Source organism: Bradyrhizobium sp. LMTR 3 (genome assembly GCF_001693485.1).
In the GTDB taxonomy this organism is placed as follows: Bacteria; Pseudomonadota; Alphaproteobacteria; order Rhizobiales; family Xanthobacteraceae; genus Bradyrhizobium.
The window spans coordinates 428,967-454,825 of sequence record NZ_MAXC01000012.1; the positions used below are offsets into that span (position 1 = coordinate 428,967).

The 25,859-nt window shown below is 63.8% G+C and carries 22 protein-coding genes; 9 read left to right on the forward strand and 13 right to left on the reverse strand.

Features of this window, described 5'->3' with window-relative positions; all coding sequences use genetic code 11:
- Positions 1-102: 102 nt before the first annotated feature.
- Complete coding sequence (locus LMTR3_RS11650) at positions 103-2,478, forward strand: xanthine dehydrogenase family protein molybdopterin-binding subunit (RefSeq protein ID WP_065745615.1); 2,376 nt, start codon at positions 103-105, stop codon at positions 2,476-2,478.
- A 154-nt stretch (positions 2,479-2,632) separates the two neighbouring features.
- Here LMTR3_RS11650 and LMTR3_RS11655 read toward each other — a convergent pair whose 3' ends face one another.
- Positions 2,633-3,427 (reverse strand): hypothetical protein, encoded by a 795-nt coding sequence (locus LMTR3_RS11655; RefSeq protein ID WP_065745167.1) that lies wholly within the window; start codon positions 3,425-3,427, stop codon positions 2,633-2,635.
- 149 nt (positions 3,428-3,576) lie between these two features.
- Between LMTR3_RS11655 and LMTR3_RS11660 the strand changes: the two genes are divergently transcribed.
- From LMTR3_RS11660 to LMTR3_RS11670, 3 genes are all read left to right on the forward strand, one after another.
- Positions 3,577-4,071, forward strand: coding sequence for a YaiI/YqxD family protein (locus LMTR3_RS11660; RefSeq protein WP_065745168.1), 495 nt, complete (start codon positions 3,577-3,579; stop codon positions 4,069-4,071).
- Positions 4,072-4,074: 3 nt separating this feature from the next.
- Positions 4,075-5,889 (forward strand): ABC-F family ATP-binding cassette domain-containing protein, encoded by a 1,815-nt coding sequence (locus LMTR3_RS11665; protein WP_065745169.1) that lies wholly within the window; start codon positions 4,075-4,077, stop codon positions 5,887-5,889.
- A gap of 153 nt (positions 5,890-6,042) precedes the next feature.
- Positions 6,043-7,125: a D-TA family PLP-dependent enzyme gene (locus LMTR3_RS11670; protein ID WP_065745170.1), complete on the forward strand. Its 1,083-nt coding sequence runs from the start codon at positions 6,043-6,045 to the stop codon at positions 7,123-7,125.
- A gap of 115 nt (positions 7,126-7,240) precedes the next feature.
- Here LMTR3_RS11670 and LMTR3_RS11675 read toward each other — a convergent pair whose 3' ends face one another.
- The 8 genes from LMTR3_RS11675 to LMTR3_RS11710 all read right to left on the reverse strand — a co-directional run bounded on the left by LMTR3_RS11675 (position 7,241) and on the right by LMTR3_RS11710 (position 16,871).
- Positions 7,241-8,473, reverse strand: a complete 1,233-nt coding sequence (locus tag LMTR3_RS11675; RefSeq protein ID WP_065745171.1) for a BaiN/RdsA family NAD(P)/FAD-dependent oxidoreductase — start codon at positions 8,471-8,473, stop codon at positions 7,241-7,243.
- A gap of 162 nt (positions 8,474-8,635) precedes the next feature.
- Complete coding sequence (locus LMTR3_RS11680) at positions 8,636-9,553, reverse strand: SDR family NAD(P)-dependent oxidoreductase (RefSeq protein WP_065745172.1); 918 nt, start codon at positions 9,551-9,553, stop codon at positions 8,636-8,638.
- A 275-nt stretch (positions 9,554-9,828) separates the two neighbouring features.
- A complete protein-coding gene (locus LMTR3_RS11685; protein WP_028346616.1) occupies positions 9,829-10,308 on the reverse strand; it encodes a MaoC family dehydratase in 480 nt (159 codons plus the stop codon).
- Between the two features lie 174 nt (positions 10,309-10,482).
- Positions 10,483-12,207 (reverse strand): AMP-binding protein, encoded by a 1,725-nt coding sequence (locus LMTR3_RS11690; RefSeq protein ID WP_065745173.1) that lies wholly within the window; start codon positions 12,205-12,207, stop codon positions 10,483-10,485.
- 10 nt (positions 12,208-12,217) lie between these two features.
- A complete protein-coding gene (mmsB, locus tag LMTR3_RS11695; RefSeq protein WP_065745174.1) occupies positions 12,218-13,105 on the reverse strand; it encodes a 3-hydroxyisobutyrate dehydrogenase in 888 nt (295 codons plus the stop codon).
- 32 nt (positions 13,106-13,137) lie between these two features.
- A complete protein-coding gene (locus LMTR3_RS11700; RefSeq protein ID WP_065745175.1) occupies positions 13,138-14,211 on the reverse strand; it encodes an enoyl-CoA hydratase/isomerase family protein in 1,074 nt (357 codons plus the stop codon).
- Positions 14,208-15,353 (reverse strand): isobutyryl-CoA dehydrogenase, encoded by a 1,146-nt coding sequence (locus LMTR3_RS11705; protein ID WP_065745176.1) that lies wholly within the window; start codon positions 15,351-15,353, stop codon positions 14,208-14,210. Before LMTR3_RS11705 ends, LMTR3_RS11700 begins: the two co-directional genes overlap by 4 nt.
- Positions 15,354-15,374: 21 nt before the next feature.
- Positions 15,375-16,871 (reverse strand): CoA-acylating methylmalonate-semialdehyde dehydrogenase, encoded by a 1,497-nt coding sequence (locus LMTR3_RS11710; RefSeq protein ID WP_065745177.1) that lies wholly within the window; start codon positions 16,869-16,871, stop codon positions 15,375-15,377.
- Between the two features lie 103 nt (positions 16,872-16,974).
- Between LMTR3_RS11710 and LMTR3_RS11715 the strand changes: the two genes are divergently transcribed.
- Positions 16,975-17,889: a LysR family transcriptional regulator gene (locus LMTR3_RS11715; RefSeq protein WP_065745178.1), complete on the forward strand. Its 915-nt coding sequence runs from the start codon at positions 16,975-16,977 to the stop codon at positions 17,887-17,889.
- A gap of 97 nt (positions 17,890-17,986) precedes the next feature.
- On the opposite strand, the gene LMTR3_RS11720 is transcribed toward LMTR3_RS11715, so the two are convergent.
- Entirely contained in the window at positions 17,987-18,604 is a 618-nt protein-coding gene (locus LMTR3_RS11720) for a TetR/AcrR family transcriptional regulator (protein WP_065745179.1), read from the reverse strand.
- Positions 18,605-18,666: 62 nt separating this feature from the next.
- A complete protein-coding gene (locus LMTR3_RS11725; RefSeq protein ID WP_065745180.1) occupies positions 18,667-19,203 on the reverse strand; it encodes a PaaI family thioesterase in 537 nt (178 codons plus the stop codon).
- Positions 19,204-19,338: 135 nt separating this feature from the next.
- Here LMTR3_RS11725 and LMTR3_RS11730 point away from each other — a divergent pair, with 135 nt between their 5' ends.
- On the forward strand, positions 19,339-20,109 hold the full coding sequence (locus LMTR3_RS11730; protein ID WP_065745181.1) for an enoyl-CoA hydratase: 771 nt from the start codon (positions 19,339-19,341) through the stop codon (positions 20,107-20,109).
- Between the two features lie 183 nt (positions 20,110-20,292).
- Positions 20,293-21,573, forward strand: a complete 1,281-nt coding sequence (locus LMTR3_RS11735) for an MFS transporter (RefSeq protein WP_065745182.1) — start codon at positions 20,293-20,295, stop codon at positions 21,571-21,573.
- 101 nt (positions 21,574-21,674) lie between these two features.
- On the opposite strand, the gene LMTR3_RS11740 is transcribed toward LMTR3_RS11735, so the two are convergent.
- Complete coding sequence (locus LMTR3_RS11740) at positions 21,675-23,234, reverse strand: acyl-CoA carboxylase subunit beta (protein ID WP_065745183.1); 1,560 nt, start codon at positions 23,232-23,234, stop codon at positions 21,675-21,677.
- Positions 23,164-24,141, reverse strand: a complete 978-nt coding sequence (locus LMTR3_RS11745) for an IclR family transcriptional regulator (RefSeq protein WP_065745184.1) — start codon at positions 24,139-24,141, stop codon at positions 23,164-23,166. The genes LMTR3_RS11740 and LMTR3_RS11745 overlap by 71 nt, the downstream gene beginning before the upstream one ends.
- A 140-nt stretch (positions 24,142-24,281) precedes the next feature.
- Between LMTR3_RS11745 and LMTR3_RS11750 the strand changes: the two genes are divergently transcribed.
- On the forward strand, positions 24,282-24,503 hold the full coding sequence (locus LMTR3_RS11750) for an acyl-CoA carboxylase biotin carboxyl carrier protein subunit (RefSeq protein ID WP_057846297.1): 222 nt from the start codon (positions 24,282-24,284) through the stop codon (positions 24,501-24,503).
- Positions 24,504-24,664: 161 nt separating this feature from the next.
- Positions 24,665-25,828, forward strand: a complete 1,164-nt coding sequence (locus LMTR3_RS11755) for a TAXI family TRAP transporter solute-binding subunit (protein WP_065745185.1) — start codon at positions 24,665-24,667, stop codon at positions 25,826-25,828.
- Positions 25,829-25,859: the final 31 nt, after the last annotated feature.

The window sequence follows — 25,859 nt, forward strand, 5'->3', positions numbered from 1 at the left end:
GGCGTTGTCGTGCATGACGCGGTGCGTTATCTGAGCGGGAACTCGCGGAACCAAAATCCAACAAGAAATCCAAGAGAATCCCAAGCATTTCAGGTGTTTTCGATGCAAGATCACACGTCGGCCTCCTCTTTGGACAACGCTATCGCACTGCAAAAATACGGGGTGGGGCAGCCGGTGCGCCGCAAGGAAGACGACACGCTGGTGCGCGGCAGGGGCAAATACACCGACGACTTCACCCTGCCCGGCCAGGCCTATTGCTGGATGGTGCGCTCCAGCCATGCCCACGGAATCATCAGGGGGATCGGGACGGCCGCCGCCAAGGCGATGCCGGGGGTGCTCGGCGTCTGGACCGGCAAGGACCTCGAGGCCGCCGGCTACGGCCCCTTCACCTGCGGCCTGCCGTTGAAGAGCCGGGATGGCTCGCCGCTGTTGCAGACCAACCGTCCCGCGCTGGCGACCGACAAGGTGCGCTTCGTCGGCGACCCCGTGGCCTTCGTGGTCGCCGAAACGCTGGCGCAGGCGCGCGATGCGGCGGAGGCCATAGAGCTCGACATCGAGCCGCTGCCCGCCGTGACCGATGCGGCGGAAGCCGCAAAGCCCGGCGCGCCGCAGCTTTACGATCACATCCCGAACAACGTCGCGCTCGATTATCACTATGGCGATGCTGCCAAGATCGACGCCGCGTTCGCTGCCGCCGCCCATGTAACCAGGCTCGACATCGTCAACACCCGCGTGGCCGTGGTGTCGATGGAGCCGCGCGTGGCGCTGGCAGCCTACGACAAGGCGGCCGAACGCTTCACGCTGCAGGTGCCGACGCAAGGCGTCTCCGGCAACAAGGTGACGCTGGCAAAAATCCTCAACGTGCCGAACGACAAGGTCCGTATCCTCACCGCCAATGTCGGCGGCTCCTTCGGCATGAAGAACGTGAGCTATCCCGAATACACCTGCATCCTGCATGCGGCGAAGGCGCTGGGCCGTCCGGTAAAATGGACCGACGAGCGCTCGACCAGCTTTCTCTCAGACAGCCACGGCCGCGCGCAGCTCATCCACGCCGAACTGGCGCTCGATACCGACGGCAAGTTTCTCGCGGTGCGGATCTCGGGCTACGGCAATCTCGGCGCCTATATCACGGGCGTCGCGCCGGGGCCGCTGTCGCTCAACACCGGCAAGAACCTCGCCAGCGTCTACCGCACGCCGCTGCTTGGCGTCGACATCAAGACGGTTTTGACCAACACCACGCTGATGGGCGCCTATCGCGGCGCCGGCCGGCCCGAGGCGAACTACTACATGGAGCGGCTGATCGACCGCGCCGCCGACGAGATGGGCATCAACCGGCTGACGCTGCGCAAGCGCAACTTCATCAAGCCGTCGCAACTGCCGTTCGCGGCGGCTTCTGGCGTCACCTATGACAGCGGCGATTTCGCAGGCGTCTTCAACAAGGCGCTGGAGATTTCCGACCACGCCAATTTTGCCAGGCGCAAGAAGGAGAGCAAGAAGAACGGCAAGCTGCGCGGCATCGCCGTTGGGTCGTATCTGGAAGTCACCGCGCCGCCGAGCGGCGAACTCGGCAAGATCACCTTCGAGCCGGATGGTTCGGTGAAGCTGACCACCGGCACGCTCGATTACGGCCAGGGCCACGCCACGCCGTTCGCCCAGGTGCTGTCGGCACAGCTCGGCGTCCCCTTCGAGAAGATCACGATCGAGCAGAACGACAGCGATCTCGTCCGCTTCGGCAACGGCACCGGCGGCTCGCGCTCGATCACGGCGACCGGCCAGGCGATCGTGGAAGCCTCCGCGCTCGTGATCGCAAAAGGCAAGCAGGCGGCCGCGCATCTGATGGAAGCGTCCGAAGGCGACATCGAATTCGCTGGTGGCCGCTTCACCATTGCCGGCACCGACCGCTCGATCGGCATCATGGATTTGTCGAAGCGCCTGCGCGAGGGCAAGATGCCCGAAGGCGTGCCGCTGTCGCTCGACGTCGACCATGCCACCAAGGACACCCCGTCCACCTTCCCCAACGGCTGTCATGTCGCGGAAGTGGAAATCGATCCCGAAACCGGCGTCGTGCAAATCATGCGCTATTTCGCCGTCAATGATTTCGGCACCGTGGTCAATCCAATGATCGTCGCCGGCCAGTTGCATGGCGGCGTCGCGCAGGGTATCGGCCAGGCGCTGATGGAGCAGGTCAGCTACGATGCCAGCGGCCAGCCTATCACGGGCTCATTCATGGATTACGCGCTGCCCAGGGCCGAAGACATTCCGCCGATGGAGATCGGCGACCACCCCTCACCGGCGAAATCCAATCCGCTGGGCACCAAGGGCTGCGGCGAAGCCGGCTGCGCCGGCAGCCTCGTCTGCATCGTCAACGCGGTGGTCGACGCGCTGTCGGATTACGGCATCACCCATATCGACATGCCGCTGACGCCGGAACGGGTGTGGCGGGCGATTCAGGATGCGAAGGCGAAGGCGGCGGCGTAGGGCCCGCACTGCCCATCACATCTACAACTGTCATCGCCCGCGAAGGCGGGCGATCCAGTAGAGACGCTCGTTGTAGAGCCGAGAAGCCGCCGCGTACTGGATTCCCCGCTTTCGCGGGGAATGACGGGTGAGAGCGGGCGCGGCCGCCTTACCCCTACGCCGCCGCCTGCTCGCGCGGCTGGTAGATCGCGATGTGGTGGCAATGCGCCAGCGGCGTGTTGCCGTTGCCGACGACCAGCGCGTCGAGCTCGACGAAACGGTGGCCCTTCTTGTCGTAATTGCCGACCACCTTCGCACGCGCGGTGATGACATCGCCGGCCTTTGCCGCTGAAAGCAGTTGCATGCGGCTGCCGACGTGAATCCACGGACCCAGGATGGCATTGTCGACCAGCACCCGATTCATCACCCGCTGCAGCAGGCCGGGATGGCCGAGGCCGTCCTTCGCATAGATCGGATCGGCTTCCCTTATATCGGCCAGATATCCCGTAGCCGCCTCACCTGCCCACTCGCGCGGGGTGGTGCCGAGCCATTTGCCGACTTCATAGGACGCAGCGTTGACCGGCTTGCGCTCCGCGACAACAGCAACTTCCTGGTAGTCTGCGATCGAAACAGCCGGTGCGGAGACCGGCAACGACGCGGTGCCGGCGGCGCAAAGTTGGCCACGGCTCTGCACCTCGATCGACAGCACGCCGTTGCTTTCTTCCGCCGTCAGCTCCGCGAATTCGCCGTCATAGACCGGCTTGACGAAACGCGCCTCGATCAATCCGCGTTGCAGAAATGCGCGGCCCCATTTCGTCACCGGCTGATGCATCATGTAGGCCATCACGTCGACGCCAGGGACCAGCCCACCCGAAAATCCGAACCGCTTCGCCACGGTGTCGTCATGCATCTTGTTTTCGGATTGTTTGGCGGTGTTGTAGGCCTGGACGCGATACGGCTCGATGGGCATGCCGGTTTCCTGTTGTTTTTGGTTGTTTTTCGCCGGTTATGGTACGCGAAGAATGTGCCGAGGCAAGCCTGTTCCCACCCCTGTTTCCCTCGCATTCCCGCATCGAATAGGTTACCACGCGCGGGCAAGAGAACCGCTGTCGAACCGATATGCCTGACGTGAACCAGACCCGCATCTATGTCGATGCCGACGCCTGCCCGGTGAAGGACGAGATCTATCGCGTCGCGATCCGCCACGGCCTGCCGGTCAGCGTTGTTGCGGGAAATTTCATCCGCGTGCCGCAGGATCCGCTGATCGAGCGCATCGCCGCCGGTTCCGGCATGGATGCCGCCGACGACTGGATCGCGGAGCGCGCCAGCCGCGGCGACATCGTCATCACATCGGATATCCCGCTGGCCAGCCGCTGCGTGAAGGCCGGCGCCGAGGTGATCGCGCCGAACGGCAGGCCGTTTACTGAAGCATCGATCGGCATGACGCTCGCGGTGCGCAATCTGATGACCGATCTCCGCTCGTCCGGCGAAGTGACCGGCGGTCCAAAGTCCTTTGCACCGCGCGACCGCTCGACGTTTTTGTCTGCGCTCGACCAGACCATCCGCCGCATCCAGCGCCAGCGGGCGCAGCAGCCTGCGCCAAACCAAGGTTGAACGATGGCGCCGCCGCTGATCCAGTTGAAAGATATAGGGCTGACGTTTGGCGGCACGCCGCTGCTATCAGGCGTGGAATTGTCGGTGTCGTCGGGCGAGCGCGTCTGCCTGATCGGGCGCAACGGCTCCGGCAAATCGACGCTGCTGAAAATCGCCGCCGGCCTGGTCGAGCCCGACAGCGGCAGCCGCTTCGTGCAGCCCGGCGCCACCATCCGCTATCTGCCGCAGGAGCCTGATTTCGGCGACCACAAGACGACGCTGGCCTATGTCGAGGCAGGCCTCGGCCCCGGCGACGATCACTACCAGGCGCGCTATCTGGTCGAACAGCTCGGGCTCTCCGGCGACGAAGACCCCGCGCATATCTCGGGCGGCGAAGCCCGCCGCGCGGCGCTGGCGCGGGTGCTGGCGCCCTCGCCGGATATCCTGCTGCTGGACGAACCGACCAACCACCTCGACCTTCCCACCATCGAATGGCTGGAAGGCGAGCTGGCGAGCCGAAAATGCGCGCTGGTCCTCATCAGTCACGATCGCCGATTCCTTTCCAACCTGTCGCGCTCGACCGCCTGGCTCGACCGCGGCCAGATCCGGCAGATCGACCGCGGCTTCTCCGCATTCGAAGCCTGGCGCGACGAGGTGCTGGCGGAAGAAGAGCGCGAGCAGCACAAGCTCGACCGCAAGATCGTCAACGAGGAACACTGGCTGCGCTATGGCGTCTCCGGCCGCCGCAAGCGCAACGTCAAGCGGCTCGGCAATCTGCATGCGCTGCGCGACCAGCGGCGCAATTATCGCGGTGCTGCCGGCAATGCCAACCTCGCGGCCGCCGAAGCTGAAAAATCTGGCCGGCTGGTCATCGAGGCGAAGAACATCGCCAAGGCCTATGGCGACCGCAAGATCGTCGATGGCTTCTCAATTCGGGTCCAGCGCGGTGACCGCATCGGCATCGTCGGCCCGAATGGCGCCGGCAAGACCACTCTGGTTCATCTTTTGATCGGCAACGATCCGTCCGATAGCGGCACGATCCGGCTCGGTGCCAATCTCGAAATGGCGACGCTGGACCAGCACCGCGAAAGCCTCGATCCGAAATCGACGCTGGCGGAAGCGCTGACCGGCGGCCGCGGCGACCACGTCATGGTCGGCGGCAAGCCGAAACACGTGGTCAGCTACATGAAGGACTTTCTCTTCGCGCAAGAACAGATGCGCACGCCGCTGGAGGTGCTTTCCGGCGGCGAGCGCGGCCGGCTGATGCTGGCGCGGGCGCTGGCAAAGCCGTCGAACCTCTTGGTACTGGACGAGCCGACCAATGACCTCGATCTCGAAACGCTCGATGTGCTCGAAGAGATGCTTGGCGATTACGAGGGTACCGTGATCCTGATCAGCCACGACCGCGATTTCCTCGATCGCGTGGTAACGTCGGTGATCGTGCCTGAAGGCAATGGCCGCTGGATCGAGTATGCCGGCGGGTACACCGACATGCTGGCTCAGCGCGGCGAGGATTTGTCGCGGGAATCTGTCAATGGACCGGCGCCGATTGAGGAAAAGAAGGAGACCAGAGCTACGGCGCCTTCCGTCACCCCAAAACGTCGGCTGAACTTCAACGAGAAGCACGCGCTGGAGACGCTACCGAAAACGATCGCGAAATTGCAGGCCGACATCGCAAAGCAGCAGAAGCTGCTTGACGATCCGGACCTCTACGCCAAGGATCGTAAAAAGTTCGACGCGGCGTCATCGGCGATTGCAAAAGCGCAGGAAGAGCTTTCGGCCGCCGAAGACCGGTGGCTGGAGCTGGAAGTTTTGCGGGAAGAGATAGAACAAGCGTAATTCGTAGGATGGGTGGAGCGCAGCGATACCCATCATGATGCATCGACGGGATTTGATGGGTTTCGCGGAGTTTATCATCGGGCCGGCCGGAGGCCGGACCCGGTGGCTCCACCGATCCCACGGGTTCATACGGACTCCAACAGAGAGAAGAGCATGACAACGCCCCTCGCCGCAAAAATCGCCCGTGAATACGGCACGCCCTGCGCGGTCATCGACATGGACCGCGTCGAGCGCAACATCGCCCGCATCCAGGTGGCCTGCGATACCGCCGGCGTCGCCAACCGGCCGCATATCAAGACCCACAAGAGCCCGCTGCTCGCACAGATGCAGGTCGCGGCCGGCGCGAAGGGCATCACCTGCCAGAAGCTCGGCGAGGCCGAGGTGATGGCCGAAGCCGGCATCGACGACATCCTGATCAGCTACAATCTGATCGGCGAGGAGAAGATGGCCCGGCTCGCGGCGCTGCAGGCCAAGGCCAACATGACGGTCGCTGCCGACAATTCGACCGTGATCGCTGGCCTGCCGCAAGCCACCGCAGCTTCGGGCCGACCGCTGTCGGTCGTGGTCGAGTGCGATACGGGGCGCAAGCGCGCCGGCGTCGAAACGCCCGGCGAGGCGATTGCGCTGGCGCGCGAGATTGCGGGCTCGAAGGGGCTGCAATTTGCGGGCTTCATGCTGTACCCGACCGAGACCGGCTGGGCCGAGGCGCAGCAGTTTTTCGACGAGGCACTGGCGGGCGTCCGCGCGCACGGGCTCGATGCGACGATGGTTTCGACCGGCGGCTCGCCCAATCTGAAAAATCTCGGCAAGCTGAAGGGCGCGACCGAGCATCGGCCCGGCACCTATATCTACAACGACCGCATGCAGGTCGCGGCCGGCGTCGCCGAATGGGATGACTGCGCGCTGAACATCTATTCCACCGTCGTGAGCCGCGCCGGACCCGACCGCGGCATTCTGGACGCCGGCTCCAAGACGCTGACATCGGATCCCGGCGGCAGCCTCGACGGCTACGGGCTGATCCTGGAGCACCCGGAAGCCAAGATCGCGCGCTTCGCGGAAGAGCACGGCTTTCTCGACCTGGCCCGCAGCAACACGCGGCCGAATATCGGCGACGTCGTCCGGATCGTGCCCAACCATGTCTGCGTCGTCGTCAACATGATGGACGAAGTGGTGATGGTGCGCGGCGATGAGATCATCGGCACGCTGCCGGTCGCAGCAAGGGGGAAGTTGCGGTGAATTCGTAGGGTGGGCAAAGCGCAGCGTGCCCACCATTACGAGCGACGCAAGAAGTGGTGGGCACGCTTCCGCCTTCGCTCATGGAGCTACGGCGGACGTGGTCGCTTTGCCCACCCTACGATTCCGACAGCCACTTAAGCGCGCCCCGCCCCGCGGCCACGCCGGTCGCGAACGACGCTTGCAGCAGGTAACCTCCCGTCGGCGCTTCCCAATCGAGCATCTCGCCGGCGGCGAACACGCCGGGCAAGCGCTTGAGCATGAATTCACCGTCGAGTTCGTCGAACGATATCCCTCCCGCCGTCGAGATCGCGCGCGCGATCGGGGCTGTGCCGGTGAGTTCGAGCGGGACGGCGTTGATGAGGTGAGCGAGATCGGCCGACGACATCGACGCCAGCGAAGCGCCGGATGCCTTGGCGGCCTCCTGCAGCAAGCCGATCGAAACAGGCGACAAACCCACGGCCTTGCGCAGGAAGTTGGACAGGGATTGCTTGCCCTTTGGTTCCGACAGCCGCGCGATCAGCTCTCGTTGCTCGAGATCAGGCCGCAGCGCGATGTGCAGGGCTGCCTGCCCTGAAATCATAATGGCCTCGCGCAGCTCAGCCGAAAGCGCATAGATCGCGCCGCCCTCGATGCCGGTGCGCGTGACGACGGCCTCGCCGCGCTGGGTATGTGCTCCAAACCTCAACGCCACACCCTTGAGCGGTTGACCCTCAAAACGGTCGCGAAAAATCTCCGACCAGGCGACGGTGAAGCCGGAATTGGAGGGCCGGAGCGGAGAAATCTTCACACCCAGAGCGGCGAGCGTTTCTGTCCACGTGCCATCCGATCCAAGCCGCGGCCAGCTTGCGCCGCCGAGCGCCAGCACGGTTGCGCGCGGCTCGACGACGAGCGATCCATCAGGCGTTTCAAAGCGCAGGCGGCCCTGCTCATCCCAGCCGACCCAGCGATGGCGTAGCGCCAATTTGACGCCCATCGAGTCCAGCCGCCGCAACCATGCCCGCAGCAATGGAGAGGCCTTGAAGGCTTTCGGAAACACCCGGCCACTGGAGCCGACAAAAGTCTCCTGCCCCAGTGTCTCGCTCCAGTCGCGCAACGCCTGCGGCGGAAACGCTTCGATGGCGGCTTTCAGGTGCGGCATCGCCTCACGATAGCGGGCAAGGAATTGCGGCAACGGCTCGCTGTGCGTGAGGTTGAGCCCGCCTCGCCCGGCCATCAGGAATTTGCGCCCCGCCGACGGCATTGCGTCATAGACGGTGACGCCGGCGCCGCCTTGCGCGAGCACTTCGGCGGCCATCAGCCCGGCGGGGCCGGCGCCGATGATCGCTGCGTTTTTGGAAGGCGATGACATGGCGAGAGTGTAGGTCGAATTGAGGGTGCGTAGGGTGGGCAAAGCGACCACGTCCGCCGTAGCTCCATGAGCGAAGGCGGAAGCGTGCCCACCATTATTCACGTCGCCGAGGCATGGTGGGCACGGCGCCATGCGCGTTTGCCCACCCTACGAGTCCGTGCGCTAAAGCTTAATCCCCGCCCTCGCCGCGGCCTGGGCGACATACTTCTGCGTCTGCTCGAATGCGCCCTGCAGCGCCTTCGCCTTCGATACGTCGTCGATTTCAGCGAAATGCGCCGCGATGGCGTCGGGCGTCCAGTCGGACTGGGCTAAGTTGATACCCTCGGTCTCGATGATCTTGATCACCGCAAACGAACCCGCGCCCGCGCCCATGATGGTGCGGGTCGGCGCGTCCTCGCTCAAGAGATATTCCACCGCGGGCGTGATCGCTTCGGGTTTCATCAGCGCCAGCGCCTGCGGCGGCAGCAGTTCTTCCGTCATTCGGGTGGCCGCGGTCGGCGAGATCGTGTTGACGCGGATGTTGTTCTTGCGGCCCTCTTCGGCCAGCACGTTCATCAGGCCGACCATGCCGGCTTTCGCCGCGCCGTAATTGGCCTGGCCGAAATTGCCGAACAGGCCCGACGACGAGGTGGTCAGCACGATGCGGCCGTAGTTGCGCTCGCGCATGCCTTCCCACACTGCCTTGCAGCAATAGAAGGTGCCGACGAGATGAACATCGAGCACCTTGGCAAAGTCAGCGACATCCATTTTTCCAAACGACTTGTCGCGCAAAATGCCGGCATTGGCGCACAGCAGATCGACGCTGCCCCACTCTTTCGTAGCCCGTTCGACCATCGCCGTGACTTGTCCGAACTTGGAGACATCGGCGCCGTCGGCCATCGCCGTGCCGCCGGCTTTACGGATTTCCTCGACCACGGCTTCGGCCGGCGTCAGCGAACCGCCGGTGCCGTCCCGCGCGCCGCCGAAATCGTTGACCACTACCTTGGCGCCGCGGCTCGCCAGCCCCAGCGCATGCGCCCGTCCCAGACCATTGCCCGCGCCCGTGACGATTGCGACGCGTCCGTCAAACCTGATTGCCATGCGTTACGATTCCTGATGTGTCGATCCAAGGCCGTTTTCTTCACCTTCTCCCCTTGTGGGAGAAGGTGGCGCGGACGAAGTCCGTGCCGGATGAGGGGTCTGTCTCCGCGGAGAGAACCCCTCACCCGTCTTCGCTTCGCGAAGCCACCCTCTCCCACAAGGGGAGAGGGTACAGCGGCCCCGCGGAGATTGACAATTCTTGATCAGCGATGGATTGCCGGGTCAACTGGTTTGAAGACGCGCTTCGCGCTTTTGCCCGGCAATGACAGCGGCGATCAGTTGAAATAGATCAGCCCGATCCAATCGGCGACCAACGCCGGCTTGTCCTCGCCCTCGATCTCGACCGTGACATTGGTGCGTGACTGCAGCTCTTTGGGCTTGCGCAGCTTGGCTTCAACAAGCGTGAAGCGGCCGCGGACACGCGAGCCGGCGCGGACCGGCGAGAGGAAACGTAGCTTGTCGAAACCGTAGTTCACGCCCATCGCCGTGCCTTCGATGACCGGCATCACCTCATAGGACATGATGCTCATCAAGGACATGGTGAGAAAGCCGTGCGCGATGGTATTGCCGAACGCGGTTTCCTTTTTCGCCCGTTCCGGGTCGACATGAATGAACTGATGGTCCTCGATCACGTCGGCATAGAGGTTGATCCGGCTCTGGTCGATCAGGTGCCACGACGACACGCCGATCTCCTTGCCGACCATGGCCTGATAGGCCTCAAACGAGACCGGCGGCTTCTTCCAGACTTCATTCATTGATTAGCTCCTAGTGCCCCGTTTCCGAAGTTCGTAAACCATCGCGGCACCCCTGATACGAACTTCGGAAACAAGAGGGGCACTAGCAAATATTATTACTCAAGTGCCGCTCATCGATTTGAAGTTCCTGAGATGGACTCGCGGCACCAGTGCAGGAACTTCAAATCGGCGGCACTAGGTCCCGGCGGTCCGCACTTTCTGCAGCTCCGGAAACTCTTCTTCGCGGAACTCGGCGCCGCGCAACGCATCACTGCGATTATTCTCATGTTCGAGCCGGCGCAACTGCGCGCGGCGGATCTTGCCGGAAATCGTCTTCGGCAGTTCGGTCACCAGCTCGATCTTCCTGATGCGTTTGAACGGCGCCAGCCGGGTGTGCAGATGCCTAAAGATCGACAACGCGGTCTCAGGCGAGCGTTCCACGCCCGAAACCAGCAGCACATAGGCCTTCGGGATCGCGAGCCGGATCGGATCGGGGCTTGGGACAACCGCCGCTTCAGCTACCCATTCATGCTCCAGCAGCACGCTCTCCAGCTCGAATGGGCTGATGCGGTAGTCGGATGACTTGAAGACGTCGTCGGAACGGCCGACAAAGGTGAGATAGCCCTCGTCGTCGGCAAACACCACGTCGCCTGAGCGGTAGAGATCGCCGTCCGCGCCGCTCAGTTTGCCGTCCCCGCCCTGATAGCCCTGCATCAGGCCCGCCGGGCGGTCGGCGCCGAGCACCAGCGTCACCTCGCCCTCTTTGGTGACATGGCCGTCATTGTCAGTGATTCGCACCCGGTAGCCCGGCAACGAACGGCCCATCGAGCCGACCTTCACCTTCTGGCCCGGCGAGTTACCGGCGAGCGCCGCGGTCTCGGTCTGGCCATAGCCGTCGCGGATGGTGAGACCCCACGCCGCCTTCACCTGGTCGATCACTTCGGGATTGAGCGGCTCGCCGGCGCCGCAGACCTCGCGCAGGCTTACCTTGAAATCCGCGAGCTTCTCCTGAATGAACAGCCGCCACACCGTCGGCGGCGCGCACAGCGTGGTGACGCCGCAGCGGCCGATCGTGGTGAGCAGGGCTTTGGCGTCGAAGCGCGGCTGGTTGACCACGAACACGGCGGCTCCCGCATTCCACGGCGCGAAGAAGCAACTCCAGGCATGCTTGGCCCAGCCGGGTGAAGAGATGTTCAGGTGCACGTCGCCCGGCTGCAGCCCGAGCCAGAACATGGTCGAGAGGTGGCCTACCGGATAGCTGCGCTGGCTGTGCCGCACCAGTTTTGGTTTGGCCGTGGTGCCCGAGGTGAAATAAAGCAGCATCGGGTCGTCGGCGTTGGTGGGGCCCTCGGGCGTAAACGCTTCGGAAGCGCCCGCCGCCTGTTCGAACGAAAGCCAGCCGTCGTGCTTCGAGGTCGCGCCGACCACGATGCGCACCAGACTGTCGCTGCCGAGGCCGGCAAACTTCGCAACTTGGTCCTGCGAGGCGATCACCACCCTCGCCTTGCCGCGATCGAGCCGGTCGCGCAGCTCATCGGGGGTAAGCAGCGTGGTGGCGGGGATCACGACGACGCCGAGCTTCATCGCGGCCAGCATGGTCTCCCACAGCGGCACGACATTGCCGAGCAACAGCAGCAGATGATCGCCCCGCTTCAGGCCCTGCGCGCGCAGGAAGTTTGCGACCTGGTTGGAGCGGCGCGACAATGTCGCGAAGGAAAGCTTTGTTTCCTTGTCGCCGGGATCGACGATCCAGAGCGCGGCGCGGTCCCGACTTTCAGGATTTTGCGCGAGTTCCGCGTCGAACCAGTCGAGCGCCCAGTTGAATGGAACAGGGGCCGGCCAGCGAAATCCCTTCACTGCCGCATCGTAATCGGTGCGGTGCTTGAGCAGAAAGGCGCGCGCTTCCTGAAAGGTCGTCATCAGGTCTCCGTTATTTCGCAGCGAGGCTCCGAACGTGCTGGATAATCCCGGAAAAATCCACCCCGCCATGGCCGGCGGCATCAAAAGCCTTGTAGATCTCCTGCGCGTGCTTGCCGAGCGGCGTCGCCGCGCCCGCGGCCTTGGCCGCATCCTGCGCCAGCGTCAGGTCCTTCACCATCAGGGCCGACGCGAAGCCCGGCTTGTAACCGTTGTTCGCCGGCGAAGTCGGCACCGGCCCCGGCACCGGGCAATAGGACGTCAGCGCCCAGCATTGCCCCGATGAGGTCGAGGCGACATCGAACAGCGCCTGATGCGACAGCCCAAGCTTTTCGGCGAGCGCAAAGGCCTCGCCGACCCCGATCATGGAAATCCCCAAGATCATGTTGTTGCAGATCTTGGCCGCCTGCCCCGCGCCGGCGCCGCCGCAATGGACGATCTTCTTGCCCATGTTCTCCAAGACGGGTTTTGCCGCCGCAAACGCCTTTTCCTCGCCGCCACACATGAAAGTCAGCGTCGCGCCCTTGGCGCCGCCGGTGCCGCCGGATACCGGCGCATCCACCGAAAGCATGCCGTGCTTGGCCGCCAGCGCGTGCGCCTGCTTGGCGCTTTCGACGTCGATGGTCGAGCAATCGACGATCAGCGTGCCCTTGGTCATCACTGGGACGACTTCGTTCCAGACCGTCAGCACATGCCTGCCCGCCGGCAGCATGGTGATGACCACATCAGCGCCCTTGACGGCAGCGACCGAACTCTCGGCGATCCCTGCGCCGTCCGCCTTGGCCTGATCGCGCGAGGCTTCGACCAGATCGAACGCGGTCACCTTGCGGCCGGCCTTGACCAGATTGGCCGCCATCGGGCCGCCCATATTGCCGAGGCCAATGAATGCGATATTTGCCATCTCGAATCCTCCGCTAAACTTTCTTGTTCTGATCAGGGAAACTTCAGTTCGTCAGCGCCGATCTCGGCGAAATAAGGCGCGACCATTTCCGGCGTCACGTCCTCGATTCTCGGCGGCGACCATTTCGGATTGCGGTCCTTGTCGATTACGGCCGCGCGCACGCCCTCGCGAAAATCGTCGCTCGCGAATACTTCCAGCGCGGCGCGATATTCCCGCACCAGGCATTCCTCCAGCGAGCGCGCGCTGCGCGCCAGCCGCAGCAGCTTCAGCGTCACCACCATGCCGCGCGGCGACTTTTCGTTCAGCGTCTTTAACGTCGCCTGCGCAAAGTCAGAACCATCGCGCTGCAGCGCCGCGATGATGTCTTCCATTCGCTCGTGCGAGAACAATGCATCGATCTTTGCCTGCTGCGCGGCGACCGGACCGGCCGTCTCGCCGGTCGAGAAGCCCTCGATCAGCTTCCTGATGTCAGCCGATGTCGCGCCGGATTGAACCTTCGTCAAGGCCTCGCGCAAGGCCGGCAGTTTTGATGACGGCACCACCGCATCGGCAAATCTTGCATGGATGGCATCCGGACCGTTCATGGTCTGCCCGGTCAATCCAAAATAGGTGCCGATCTCGCCCGGCGAATGCGACAACAGCCAGGTGCCGCCGACGTCAGGGAAGAAGCCGAGGCCGACCTCAGGCATCGCGAGCTTCGTCTTCTCGGTGACGACGCGATGGCTCGAGTGCGCCGACAGCCCGACGCCGCCGCCCATCACGATGCCATCCATGAAGGCGACATAGGGTTTTGGGAACTTCTTGATGCGGGCGTTGAGGATGTATTCGTCCCGCCACAGGATCTTGCCGAGATCGCCTCTAACCTTGGAGCTTTCCCAGAGCGCACGGATGTCGCCGCCGGCGCACAGCCCGCGCTCGCCGGCGCCTTCAAGTACGATCACGGCAACATCGGGATCCGCCTCGAAGACATCAAGCGCCTTGTCGATGTCGTGAAACATCTCCAGCGTCACGGCATTGATGGCCTTCGGCCGGTTCAATCGGAGGATGCCGACTGAGCCTTCCTTGCGCGCGATCAGGTCACCGTCTGCAATGGCCGTATCCGTCATCGCGCGCCCTCGATCAGCTTGCGCGACACGATCAGCCGCATGATTTCGTTGGTGCCTTCCAGGATCTGGTGCACGCGCAGATCGCGCACGATCTTCTCGATGCCGTATTCGCTCAAGTAGCCGTAGCCGCCATGCAGTTGCAGCGCCTGGTTGGCAACCTCGAAGCCGACATCGGTGCCGAACCGCTTGGCCATCGCGCACAGCATGGTGGCGTCCGCATCCTTGCGGTCGAGCGCAGCGGCCGCGCGCCAGACAAAGGTCCGCGCCGCTTCCAGCTCGGTCGCCATGTCGGCGAGGCGGAACTGCAGCGCCTGGAATTCATCGAGGCGTTTGCCGAAGGCCTTTCGCTCCTTCATGTAGGCGAGCGACTTGTCGAGCGCGCTCTGCGCGCCGCCGAGCGAGCACGCCGCGATGTTGAGGCGGCCGCCGTCGAGCCCGGCCATCGCGATCTTGAAGCCGATGCCCTCCTCGCCCAGCCGGTTCTCGACCGACACGCGGGCGTTCTCAAACATCACAGCGCGCGTGGGCTGCGCGTTCCAGCCCATCTTGCGCTCGTTGGCGCCGAACGAGACGCCGGGCGTATCAGCCGGAATCACAAGCGTCGAGATGCCGCCGGGCCCATCGCCGCCGGTCCGCACCATCACGACATAGAGGTCGCCGCCACCGGCGCCGGAGATGAACTGCTTCTGGCCGTTGAGCACGTAGTGATCGCCATCGCGCACCGCGCGGGTGCGCAGCGCCGCGGCGTCCGAGCCGGATCCCGGCTCGGTCAGGCAATAGCTTGCCAAGAGCTCCATGGTGCAGAGCTTTGGCAACCACTTTTGCCGCTGGCTGTCATTGCCATAGGCATCGATCATCCACGACGCCATGTTGTGGATCGAGATGAAGGCCGACACCGTCGGGCAGCCGGTCGCCAACGCCTCGAAGATCAGGGCGGCGTCGAAACGGGTCATGGCGGAGCCGCCGACATCATCCTTGATGTAGATGCCGCCGATGCCGAGGCTCGCGGCCTCGCGCATCACATCAACAGGAAAATGCTTTTCTTCGTCCCAGCGCAGCGCATGCGGCGCGATCTTCTCCGCGGCGAATTCGCGCGCCATGTCGCGAACCGCCACCTGGTCCTCGTTGAGAGCGAACTGCATCCCGCTGTCCAGCAATGAATGCTACTTCATCAACGGAATCGAGAACTCCGCGCCCTCCTTGACGCCGGACGGCCAGCGCGAGGTCACCGTCTTGGTCTTGGTGTAGAAGCGGATCGAGTCCGGACCGTGCTGGTTGAGGTCGCCGAAGCCCGACTTCTTCCAGCCGCCGAAGGTGTAGTAGGCGATCGGCACCGGGATCGGCACGTTGATGCCGACCATGCCGACATTGACCTTGGCGGCAAAGTCACGCGCCGCATCGCCATCGCGGGTGAAGATCGCAACGCCGTTGCCGTAGTCATGTTCGGACGGCAGTGCGAGGGCTTCCTTGTAGTCGTGGGCGCGCACCACCGAGAGCACCGGGCCAAAAATCTCTTCCTTGTAGATCCGCATGTCCTTGGTGACGTTGTCGAACAGCGAGCCGCCGAGATAAAAGCCCTTTTCATAGCCCTGCATCTTGAAGCCGCGGCCGTCGACCGCGAGCGTGGCGCCTTCCTTGATGCCGATATCGATGTAGTTCTTCACCTTCTCGACCGCCTCGCGCGTCACCAGCGGGCCGTAATCGGCCGACGGATCGACCGAGGTGCCGATCTTGAGCGACTCCACGCGCGGGATCAGCTTTTCCATCAGGCGGTCGGCGGTGGTCTTGCCGACGGGAACGGCGACGGAGACCGCCATGCAGCGCTCGCCGGCCGAGCCGTAGCCGGCCCCAATCAGCGCGTCGACGGTCTGGTCCATGTCGGCGTCGGGCATCACGATGGCGTGGTTCTTGGCGCCGCCAAAACACTGGCAGCGCTTGCCGGTCTGGGCGGCGCGCTCATAGATGTATTGCGCGATCGGCGTCGAGCCGACGAAGCCGATGGCCTTGATATCGGGGTCGTCGAGAATGGCGTCGACGGCTTCCTTGTCGCCGTTGACGACGTTGAGGATGCCGGGCGGCAGCCCCGCTTCCATCATCAGCTCGGCCAGCCGCATCGGCACGCCGGGATCGCGCTCCGAGGGCTTCAGGATAAAGGCGTTGCCGCAGGCGATCGCGGGCGCAAACTTCCACATCGGGATCATCGCCGGGAAATTGAACGGCGTGATGCCGGCGACGACGCCAAGCGGCTGCCGCAGCGAGTAGATGTCGATGCCGGGACCGGCGCCTTCGGTGTATTCACCCTTCAGCAAATGCGGAATGCCGCAGGCGAATTCCGCCACTTCGAGGCCGCGCTGGATGTCGCCCTTGGCGTCGGGAACGGTCTTGCCGTGCTCGCGCGCCAGGAGTTCGGCGAGCTTGTCATAGTCACGCTGCACCAGTTCGACGAACTTCATCATCACCCGCGCGCGGCGCTGCGGATTGGTGTTGGCCCATTCGGGCTGGGCAAGCGCGGCGTTTTCGACGGCCGCGCGGACTTCTGCTCTTGAGGCCAGCGCCACCTTGGCCTGGACGTCGCCGGTCATCGGCTCAAACACGTCGGCCGTCCGGCCGGACGTTCCCTTGACCTCTTTGCCGCCGATAAAGTGTCCGATTGAGCGCATGAATGATCTCCCTAAGGTCCCGTCTGGGATCGCTTTCGAGCCCCTTTTTGACCTGCATTTCTTGGGATACAAGTCCGATATATTGCACCATAGATGTGCGGAAATGCTGGATCAAGGCACCAAGACGATCGACTGGGATGACTTCCGTTTCGTGCTGGCGATCGTGCGCGGCGGCTCGGTTTCCGCTGCCGCCAAGCAGCTATCGGTCGACCATGCCACCGTGATCCGCCGTGTCGACCGGCTGGAACGGCATCTCTCCGCAAAACTGTTCAACCGCCGCAAGACCGGCTACCTCCTGACCGAAGCCGGCCAGCGCGTCGCCGACAGTGCCGAAGCGATGGAATCCACCATCGTCGCCAACCAGGAGGCGGTCGGCGGATCGCGCGCCCAGCTCACCGGCACGGTCCGGATCGGCGCCCCCGACGGGTTCGGCAGCCATTTCCTGGCGGCGCGGCTTCTGAAATTCACCGAGCGGTATCCCGATCTCGACCTGCAGCTCGTCGCCACCGCGCGCCTGTTCAGCCTGTCGAAGCGTGAGGCCGACATCGCGATCAGCCTCTCCATGCCCAAGGAGGGCCGGATCGTCGGGCGCAAGCTGCTCGACTACAGCCTCGGGCTCTATGCCGCGCCGGCCTATCTCGACCGGACACCGAAAATCGTATCACGCGGCGACCTGCCAGGGCATCGCTTCGTCGGCTATATCGAGGAACTGCTGTTCACGCCCGAGCTGGATTACCTGCCCCAGGTTTCGCCGAAGATCTCGGCCAAATTCCGCAGCGCCAACCTGATCGCGCAGCTCAACGCCACCATTGCCGGCTTTGGCATTGCGGTGCTGCCGCATTTCATGGCGAAGGCGCATCCCGAACTGCGCCCAGTGCTACCCGACGAGGTCAGGATCTCGCGCACGTTCTGGATGCTGATGCACGCCGACAGCAAGGACCTGGCGCGGATCAGGGCGGTGGCCGACTACATCCACGAGACGGTGGAAAGCGAGCGCGCGCTGTTTGGCGGGCGGTGAGCTGGAGGGTGGGCAAAGCGCAGCGTGCCCACCCTCTTTCCGCGCTTTGGCTGGAATGGTGGGCACTCTGCGCTTTGCCCACCCTACGATTCTCCGCTCAATTCACCTTCGCCCGCGTCTTCTTCGCGGCCGGCTTCGCCTCGGCGCGCGTCAGCGCCGCCTCGCGGCCGGCGAGGAGAATTTCGTCGGACAGCTCGCCGCTGCCTGCCACGCGTGACATCACCAGCGTACCCATCATCGTCGCCAGCGTGCCCATCGCTTGCCTGCGGGCCGCCTTGCGCGGCACATCCGGAATCTGATCGGCCATCACATCGATCAATTGCTCCAGCTTGGCGGCAAAGGCCTTGCGCGTCTTCGCGCTTTCCCTGGCGATCTCGGCACCTAACGTCGTAACAGCGCAACCGCGGCCGGGATCGTCGCGATGCACCGTCGAGACGTAGGAATCGATGATCGTCGACAGCCGCTTCTCGGGCGGCGTTTCAGCGGCGATTTTTCGCCAGTGCTCGACCGAGCGGTCCATCGCATAGGCAAAAGCCTCGATGACCAGCGCCTCGCGGGAATCGAAATGCGCATAGAAGCCGCCATGGGTCAGGCCCGCTTCCTTCATCAGGTCGGCGACGCCGATGCCATGCGCACCCTTTTCGCGAAGCCGCACCGAGGCTTTCTTCACGATCCGTGCGTGGGTTTCCTGCTTGTGCTCTTTCGAATAACGCATCAACGCATCCCATTAAATGTCCCTGGTCATATAATAGCAGTTGTGCGCGGGAAAAGCTGCACCTAATTCGCCTTTTCAACGCCGATCATCGTGAACGTTCCGGTCGCGTGCACTGCAAGATTGCCCGCACGGTCACGGACGAAGCCTTCGGCATAGCTGGTCTGGCGGCCGACCTTTATCACTTTGCCTTCCGCCGAGATCGCGCCCGACCGCACCGACAACGGCCGCAGATAGGTCAGCTTGAGGTCCAGCGTGACCGAGGTCTGCCCCACCGGCTGCATGGTGGTGATGGCACAACCCATGGCAGTATCCAGCAGCGCCGCGGCCGTCGCGCCGTGGAGCAGTCCGATGGTGTTCTCCAGGCTTTCATCCGGATCCAGTTCCATCACGATTCGGCCGGGCTCGGCGATGCGCATCTCGAAACCGATCAGCCGCGCCATCGGCGGCGGTGGCAGGATGCCGTCGCGGATCGCGCACATGGTCTCGAGCCCGGACATCCCGACGGCGGCCTTCGCGACAGCTCCCGGCGCCTGCCATTCCACTACCCGATGCCTGCGCATATCGAACGAAAACAGATCGACGGTCTCGGTCACAGTCATGTCGTCTCCTTTAGATGACGATCATAATTCTATATCGATGCGAGCTGTCGAGCAATGCCCCTCGCCCGCCCTTGACAAGCCGGCGCAATGTCCCGGAAGTGATAGCAACGACCAGAACAAGCCCGGAAAAACAGAATGGAAATGCTCAATCCTCATTGCGGCATCGACCGCGACGACAGAGGCGTCGTTCGCCTCGCGATCTGCAATGCGGGCGCTCTCAACATCCTCTCCTCCGCCGTCACCGAGGGCGTGCGCGAGGGGTTCGAGAGGCTCGCTGGCGACCAAACCATTCGCGCGGTCATCCTCGCCGGCCAGAGCGAGAAGAGCATGATCGGCGGCGCCGATATCAAGGAGATGGCACGCCTCGACCAGAAGTCGGCGGAAGCCTTCATCACGCGGTTGCGCGACCTCTGTGAGGCCGTACGCCACTTTCCAGCGCCGGTGATTGCGCGGCTTCCGGGCTGGTGCCTCGGTGGTGGACTGGAAGTCGCCGCCGCCTGCGATTTCCGGATTGCGGCCCACGATGCCAAATTCGGCATGCCGGAAGTGCGCGTCGGCATCCCCTCGGTGATCCACGCTGCGCTGCTGCCGCGGCTGATCGGCTGGGGCCGCGCCCGCTGGCTGGTCATGACGGCGGAAAATATCGACGCGCCCACCGCGCTGGCCTGGGGCCTGGTCGACGTGGTCGCGAAGGAAGGCAGGCTCGATGCCGCGGTCGAGCATACGGTGACGGCGCTGCTCGAATGCGGGCCCGAAGCGCTGCGTTCGCAGAAGGAGCTGCTGCGGCAATGGGAGGAGCTGCCGTTGACCGAATCCGTCAACTTGAGCGTCGGCGTATTCGGAAAGTCTTTTCTGACCGGCGAGCCGCAGCGGCTGATGCAGGGATTTCTCGACCGCAAGAAGTAGACGGAGGGACGCATGAGGCCTGCCGGCGAGTACGTATAATACTATATTCATAATTCAATATAGCCCCACACGGATCGCTGCTGACGTCGTCGTGTCCTGAAATGAGGGAAGTACGACATTCAAGTCAGACGACCATCACGTCAGAATACTGCAAACCTTCCCACCCGAATCCTCCGAGGCCCAATGATCTCGAACTGGCTGTCAGCCGCCCTCGCCCGCCGCAATATTCATTACGGCTGGGTGATGGTCGCCGTGACCTTCCTCACCGCGCTGATCTCGGCCGGCACGGTCGGCGCGCCCGGCATCTTCATCGTGCCGTTGCAGAAGGAATTCGGCTGGACGACGGCGGAGATTTCTTCCGCGCTCTCGATCCGCTTCATCCTGTTCGGGCTGATGGCGCCCTTTGCCGCGGCGCTCATGAACCGCTACGGGCTGCGCAATGTCACGCTGCTGGCGCTGCTGATCGTCGTCTCCGGCCTGGTGGCGTCGCTGGCGATGACACAGGTCTGGCAGCTCATGCTGCTATGGGGCGTGGTGATCGGGCTCGGCACCGGCATGACGGCGCTGGTGCTGGGCGCCACGATCGCTGCACGCTGGTTCGTGGCACGCCGCGGTCTCGTCGTCGGCATCCTGACCGCGAGCGTCGCCACCGGACAGCTCGCCTTCCTGCCGCTGCTGGCAAGCCTGACCGAAGCTTACGGCTGGCGGATCGCGCTGGGACTGGTGTGCGTGATGCTCGGCGTTGCCGCTTTCGCCGTGCTGATGATCATGCGCGACCGCCCGAGCGATGTGGGTTTAAGGCCATTTGGCGACGAAGGCACCGAACCGCTGCCGGCGCCTCTCCCAAACAACACCCCGATCATGGCGGCGGCGCTCGGCACGCTGCGCGATGCTTCGAAGTCGGGCGTGTTCTGGATCCTGTTCGCCACCTTCTTCATCTGCGGGGCCTCCACCAACGGTCTGGTCCAGGTTCACCTGATTCCGATGTGCCTCGATTTCGGCATTCCGCAAGTGCAGGCGGCGAGCCTGCTGGCTGCGATGGGCATATTCGATTTCGTCGGCACCATCGCTTCCGGCTGGCTGTCGGACCGTTACGACAATCGCTGGCTGCTGTTCTGGTACTACGGGCTGCGCGGCCTGTCGCTGCTGTTCCTGCCGTTCTCCGATTTCACGCTCTACGGCCTTTCGCTGTTTGCGATGTTCTACGGGCTCGACTGGATCGCAACCGTGCCGCCGACGGTGCGGCTCACCACCCAGCGGTTCGGCCCCGAACGCGCCAATTTGGTGTTCGGCTGGATTTTTGCCGGTCATCAACTCGGAGCCGGCGTCGCCGCTTTCGGCGCCGGCCTGTCGCGGACGGTGCTGCAGACCTATCTGCCGGCGTTCTTTGTCGCCGGTGCGCTCTGCGTGGTGGCGGCGTTGATTGTGCTGGCGATCTCGCGGCCGAAGCCTGTGACGGCGTAACGCGACCGTAGGGTGGGCAAAGGCGCTTGCGCCGTGCCCACCATCTCTCCGCATCGTCGCCATCTATGGTGGGCACGCTTCGCTTTGCCCACCCTACAAGCTCACGGCCGCGTCGACATGTTGCTCGGCGGGCCGACGGTGCGGACCGGTTCGGCGAGTCGCGCGAACTCGCATAGCAGCGAACGCGTCTTGCGCGGGTCGATCACCTCCTCGACCCAGAATTTCTCGGCGGAGCGGAACGGCGAGCGCAGCTTGTTGAGGCGATCCTCGATCTCTTTCAGCTTCGCGGCCGGATCATCCGACCCGTCGATATCGGCGCGGTAGGCAGCCTCGATGCCGCCTTCGAGCGGCAGCGAGCCCCAATAGGCCGACGGCCAGGCATAGCGCATCGAATAGCGGTTGGCCGGCTGGTGCACGACGCCGGCGACGCCGAACGCGTTGCGCACGATGATGGTGCACCAGGGCACGGTCGACTGGTTGACCGCCGCCATCGCCCGCACGCCGTGGCGGATGGTCGCCGACTTCTCGGCCTCGAGCCCGATCATGAAGCCGGGGCAATCCATCAGATAGACGACCGGCAGATGGAAGGTCTCGGCGAAATCGACCCAGCGCACCACCTTCTGGCAGGCTTCCGCCGTCCACGACCCACCATAGTGAAAGGGATCACTCGCCAGCAGCAGCACCGCGCGGCCCTCGAACCGGGCAAGGCCCGTGATGATCGGCCGGCCGAAATTAGCGTTCACTTCGAAGAACGAATCCTTGTCGACGACGGCGTCGATGATCGGGCGCATCTTGTAGACTTGGCGGCGATTGCGCGGCACCGCCTTCAACAGCAATTCTTCCGCGCGTTCGGGATCGTCGCTACAGGCCGTGGTCGGCGGCAGGTCATATACCGAGGACGGCAGATAGGACAGAAAACGCCTGGCGCGTTCGAACGCCTCTTCCTCGGTATCGACGGCATCATCGACGCCGCCGGCGCGGGTCTGGATCTCGGCGCCGCCAAGCTCCTGCTTCGTCAGGTCCTGGCCGAGGCGTTTTACGACCGGCGGGCCTGCGACGAACATCGCGGAATTTCGGGTCATGACGGAATAGTGGCTGGCGGCAAGCCGCGCCGCGCCAAGGCCCGCGACCGAACCGAGCCCGAGCGCGACCACGGGCACCCGCGCCATGTTCGCCGTCGTGAACCAGTACCAACGCGTGCCGCCGACCCCGCCCGGCAGATTCGCAGCGCCGCGCGTCTCGATCGTCTTTACCGATCCGCCGCCGCCCGAGCCTTCGATGACGCGGATGATCGGCAGGCGAAAATCGTGTGCCATCTCCTCGGCCATCAGTGGCTTGGCCGAGATCGAGGCATCGGCCGAGCCGCCGCGCACGGTGAAATCGTCGCCGACCACGACCACGGTGCGGCCGTCAACCCTGCCGCGGCCGAACACGCAGTTTGCCGGCGTCAGGTGCTTGAGTTCGCTGTTTTCGTCGTATTCGGCGATGCCGGAAATCGCGCCGATCTCGTGGAAGGAATTCTGGTCGATCAGTTTGTCGATGCGCTCACGAACCGTGAGCCGGCCCTGGTCATGCTGGCGCTTGACCTTGTCAACGCCTCCCATCTCGCGCGCGAACGCTTCGCGCCGAGCGAGCTCGTCGAGCTCCGGCTTCCAGTTCATTCGTATCCTCCGTCTTGATGATCTTGTTGTTATTATGGGCCGGCGCCGGAAGCGGCTTTCTTTCGATCCGGTTGGCGAAGATGTCGCCCTCGGCGCCTTCCAGCAGGCCGCCGATCGCAACGCTGAGTTCGAGCATCTGCGGCGCCACTTCCTGGTGCAACCGCTTCTCGTCGAACATCGCGGCGAGAAGGCCGATCGTCACGACGACAAAGGTTTGATATTGCGGCGACCACACCGGCACCGCGCAGCCGTTGATATGCGGGCTCCAGGTGCCGCAGCCCACGACATAGCCGTGTTCGCGCAAATGGCGGCGGTTATCCTCGATGCGCGCCTTCAACAGCGCCGCGTCTGCCGGGATCTCGCGCTCCATTTCGGCGATCAGGGCGTCGCCGACGTCGGTGTCGAGCGCTGCGGTGTAGGCAAAGCCGGCCGCGGTGCTCGTCATCGAGATGCGGCTGCCGGTGCCTTCGTGCAGGCCGAGCGCGTTCGCCGCGCGCGCGAATTCGAGATAGACGAGGTGATAGCGATCGGGGATCACGAAGCCGACGGTGCCCGGCAATTGATCGGCGACGTCCTGCAGACGCAGCCTGATCAGATTGCGAAGCTGCAACCCCTTCATCATCGAGGTGCTCATCGCCACCGCGCTTGGACCGATGCGGTATTTCTGGTCGCGCGGCAGATAGACGAGCTGGCCCATCCGCGTCAGCGTGTGGGTGAGCCGCGATACCGTCGACCGCGGCAGACCACAGCGGCTGGAAATTTCCAGATTGCCTAGTCTCGCTTCATGACCTTCGAAGCAGCGCAAGACGTCGAACGCCCGCGACACCACCTGGATCACATCACCCTCGCCCGCCAGATCGCTGGCGAGCATTCCTTGTTTGCTAAGCCTTTCCGAGCGTCTTCCCATTGTTATGGCTCCATGGCCTAATTCCGCCCTGCGGAACAAAATTCCACTTGCAGAACAAACTACCTCAGGCAATCTGCGGCGACAACAAAAAGCCGTTCACGAGGACAGCCTGTCCGTCAGACGGTCCCGGGAGAACGGAAATGCCAGAGATCAAGATTGTCACCGAAGTCGCCGGACGCGTGTGCGCGCTTCCCGTCGCAACTGGTGGCAATGTCGGCGACGGCGACGAGATCGCTTTCGTCGAAGCCATGAAGATGGAAATTCCGGTCACGTCGACGACGGCCGGAAAGATCAAGGCCATCCTGGTCAAACTCGACGACGTTATCGCCGAAGGACAGGTTGTCGCGATCATCGAAGCTTAACCGGATCACGGCATAAACTTTTTTGGAACGAGTTCCGCGACAATCTGTCCAGCTCTGGTATTGACGTGTACGCACGTAACGTTGCCATCGCCAGCCGCGATATGACATGATCGACGCTAACGAGAGAATTTTCGCATAGCGAAACAATCTGAGGGGAAAATATGACTTACCGCTTTAAGGCGCTCGCGCCACTCGCCCTTGCAGGCATCTCATGGCTGACCTTGCCGGCGGCTTCTGCGGAAGACGTCAAGCTGCCGCCGACGATGGTGGTCACCGCCTATGACACCGGCACGGCAGGCTTCAACATCGCCGTCGGCGTCGGCAAGATGATGAAGGACAAATACGGCACCGATGTTCGCGTGCTGCCGGCCGGCAACGACGTGGCGCGACTGGCGCCGCTGCGCGCCAAGCGCGCGGCCATGTCCGCGATGGGTTCCGGCACCTATTTCGCCCAGGAAGGCGTGTTCGAATTCGGTACCAAGGAATGGGGTCCGCAGCCGCTGCAACTCGTGCTGTCCACGGTCGATTGCAACGCCGCCACGCTCGGCGTCGCCAAGGATTCCGGTGTGACCGAGATCAAGCAACTCAAGGGCAAGCGCGTGGGCTTTGTGGTCGGTTCGCCGGCGCTGAATCAGAACGCGCTCGCCATCCTGGCTTTCGGCGACCTCAAGCAAAGCGACGTCAAGGTCGTCGAGTTTTCGAGCTACGGCGCGATGTGGAAGGGTATGATCAACAACGACGTCGACGCTGCTTTCGCCACCACCATCACCGGTCCGGCGAAGGAACTCGAGACATCACCGCGCGGCATCATCTGGCCGCCCTTGCCCCACAACGACAAGGCCGGCTGGGAGCGCGTGAAAAAGGTCGGCTCGTTCTTCTTCCCGCACGTCGCGACCTGCGGCGCCGGCATCACCAAGGACAAGCCGATCGAGCTCGGCAACTATCCCTACCCGATTTTCATGGCATACGGGACGCTGCCCGCCGACGAGGTCTATGCCATCACCAAGGCGATGATCACGGGCTACGACGCCTACAAGGATTCCGCGCCGGGCGCGGCCGGTCTTGCGGCCGACCGCCAGACCAAGAACTGGGTAGTTCCGGTGCATCCGGGCGCCGCCAGGGCGCTAAAGGAAGCCGGCCAATGGACCGACGCGCAGGAAGCCTACAACAAGGAATTGCTGAAGCGCCAGCAAGTGCTGGCCGCCGCATGGACGGACTACGGCAAGTCCAGCCCGCCATCGGATGACAAGGCGTTTCTCGAAGGCTGGATGAAGGCGCGGGCCGCGGCGCTGGCAAAGGCGAACATGCCCAACGGCTTTGAATAGCGCTGCCTCACTCGCCTCGGGGTCTAAGGCG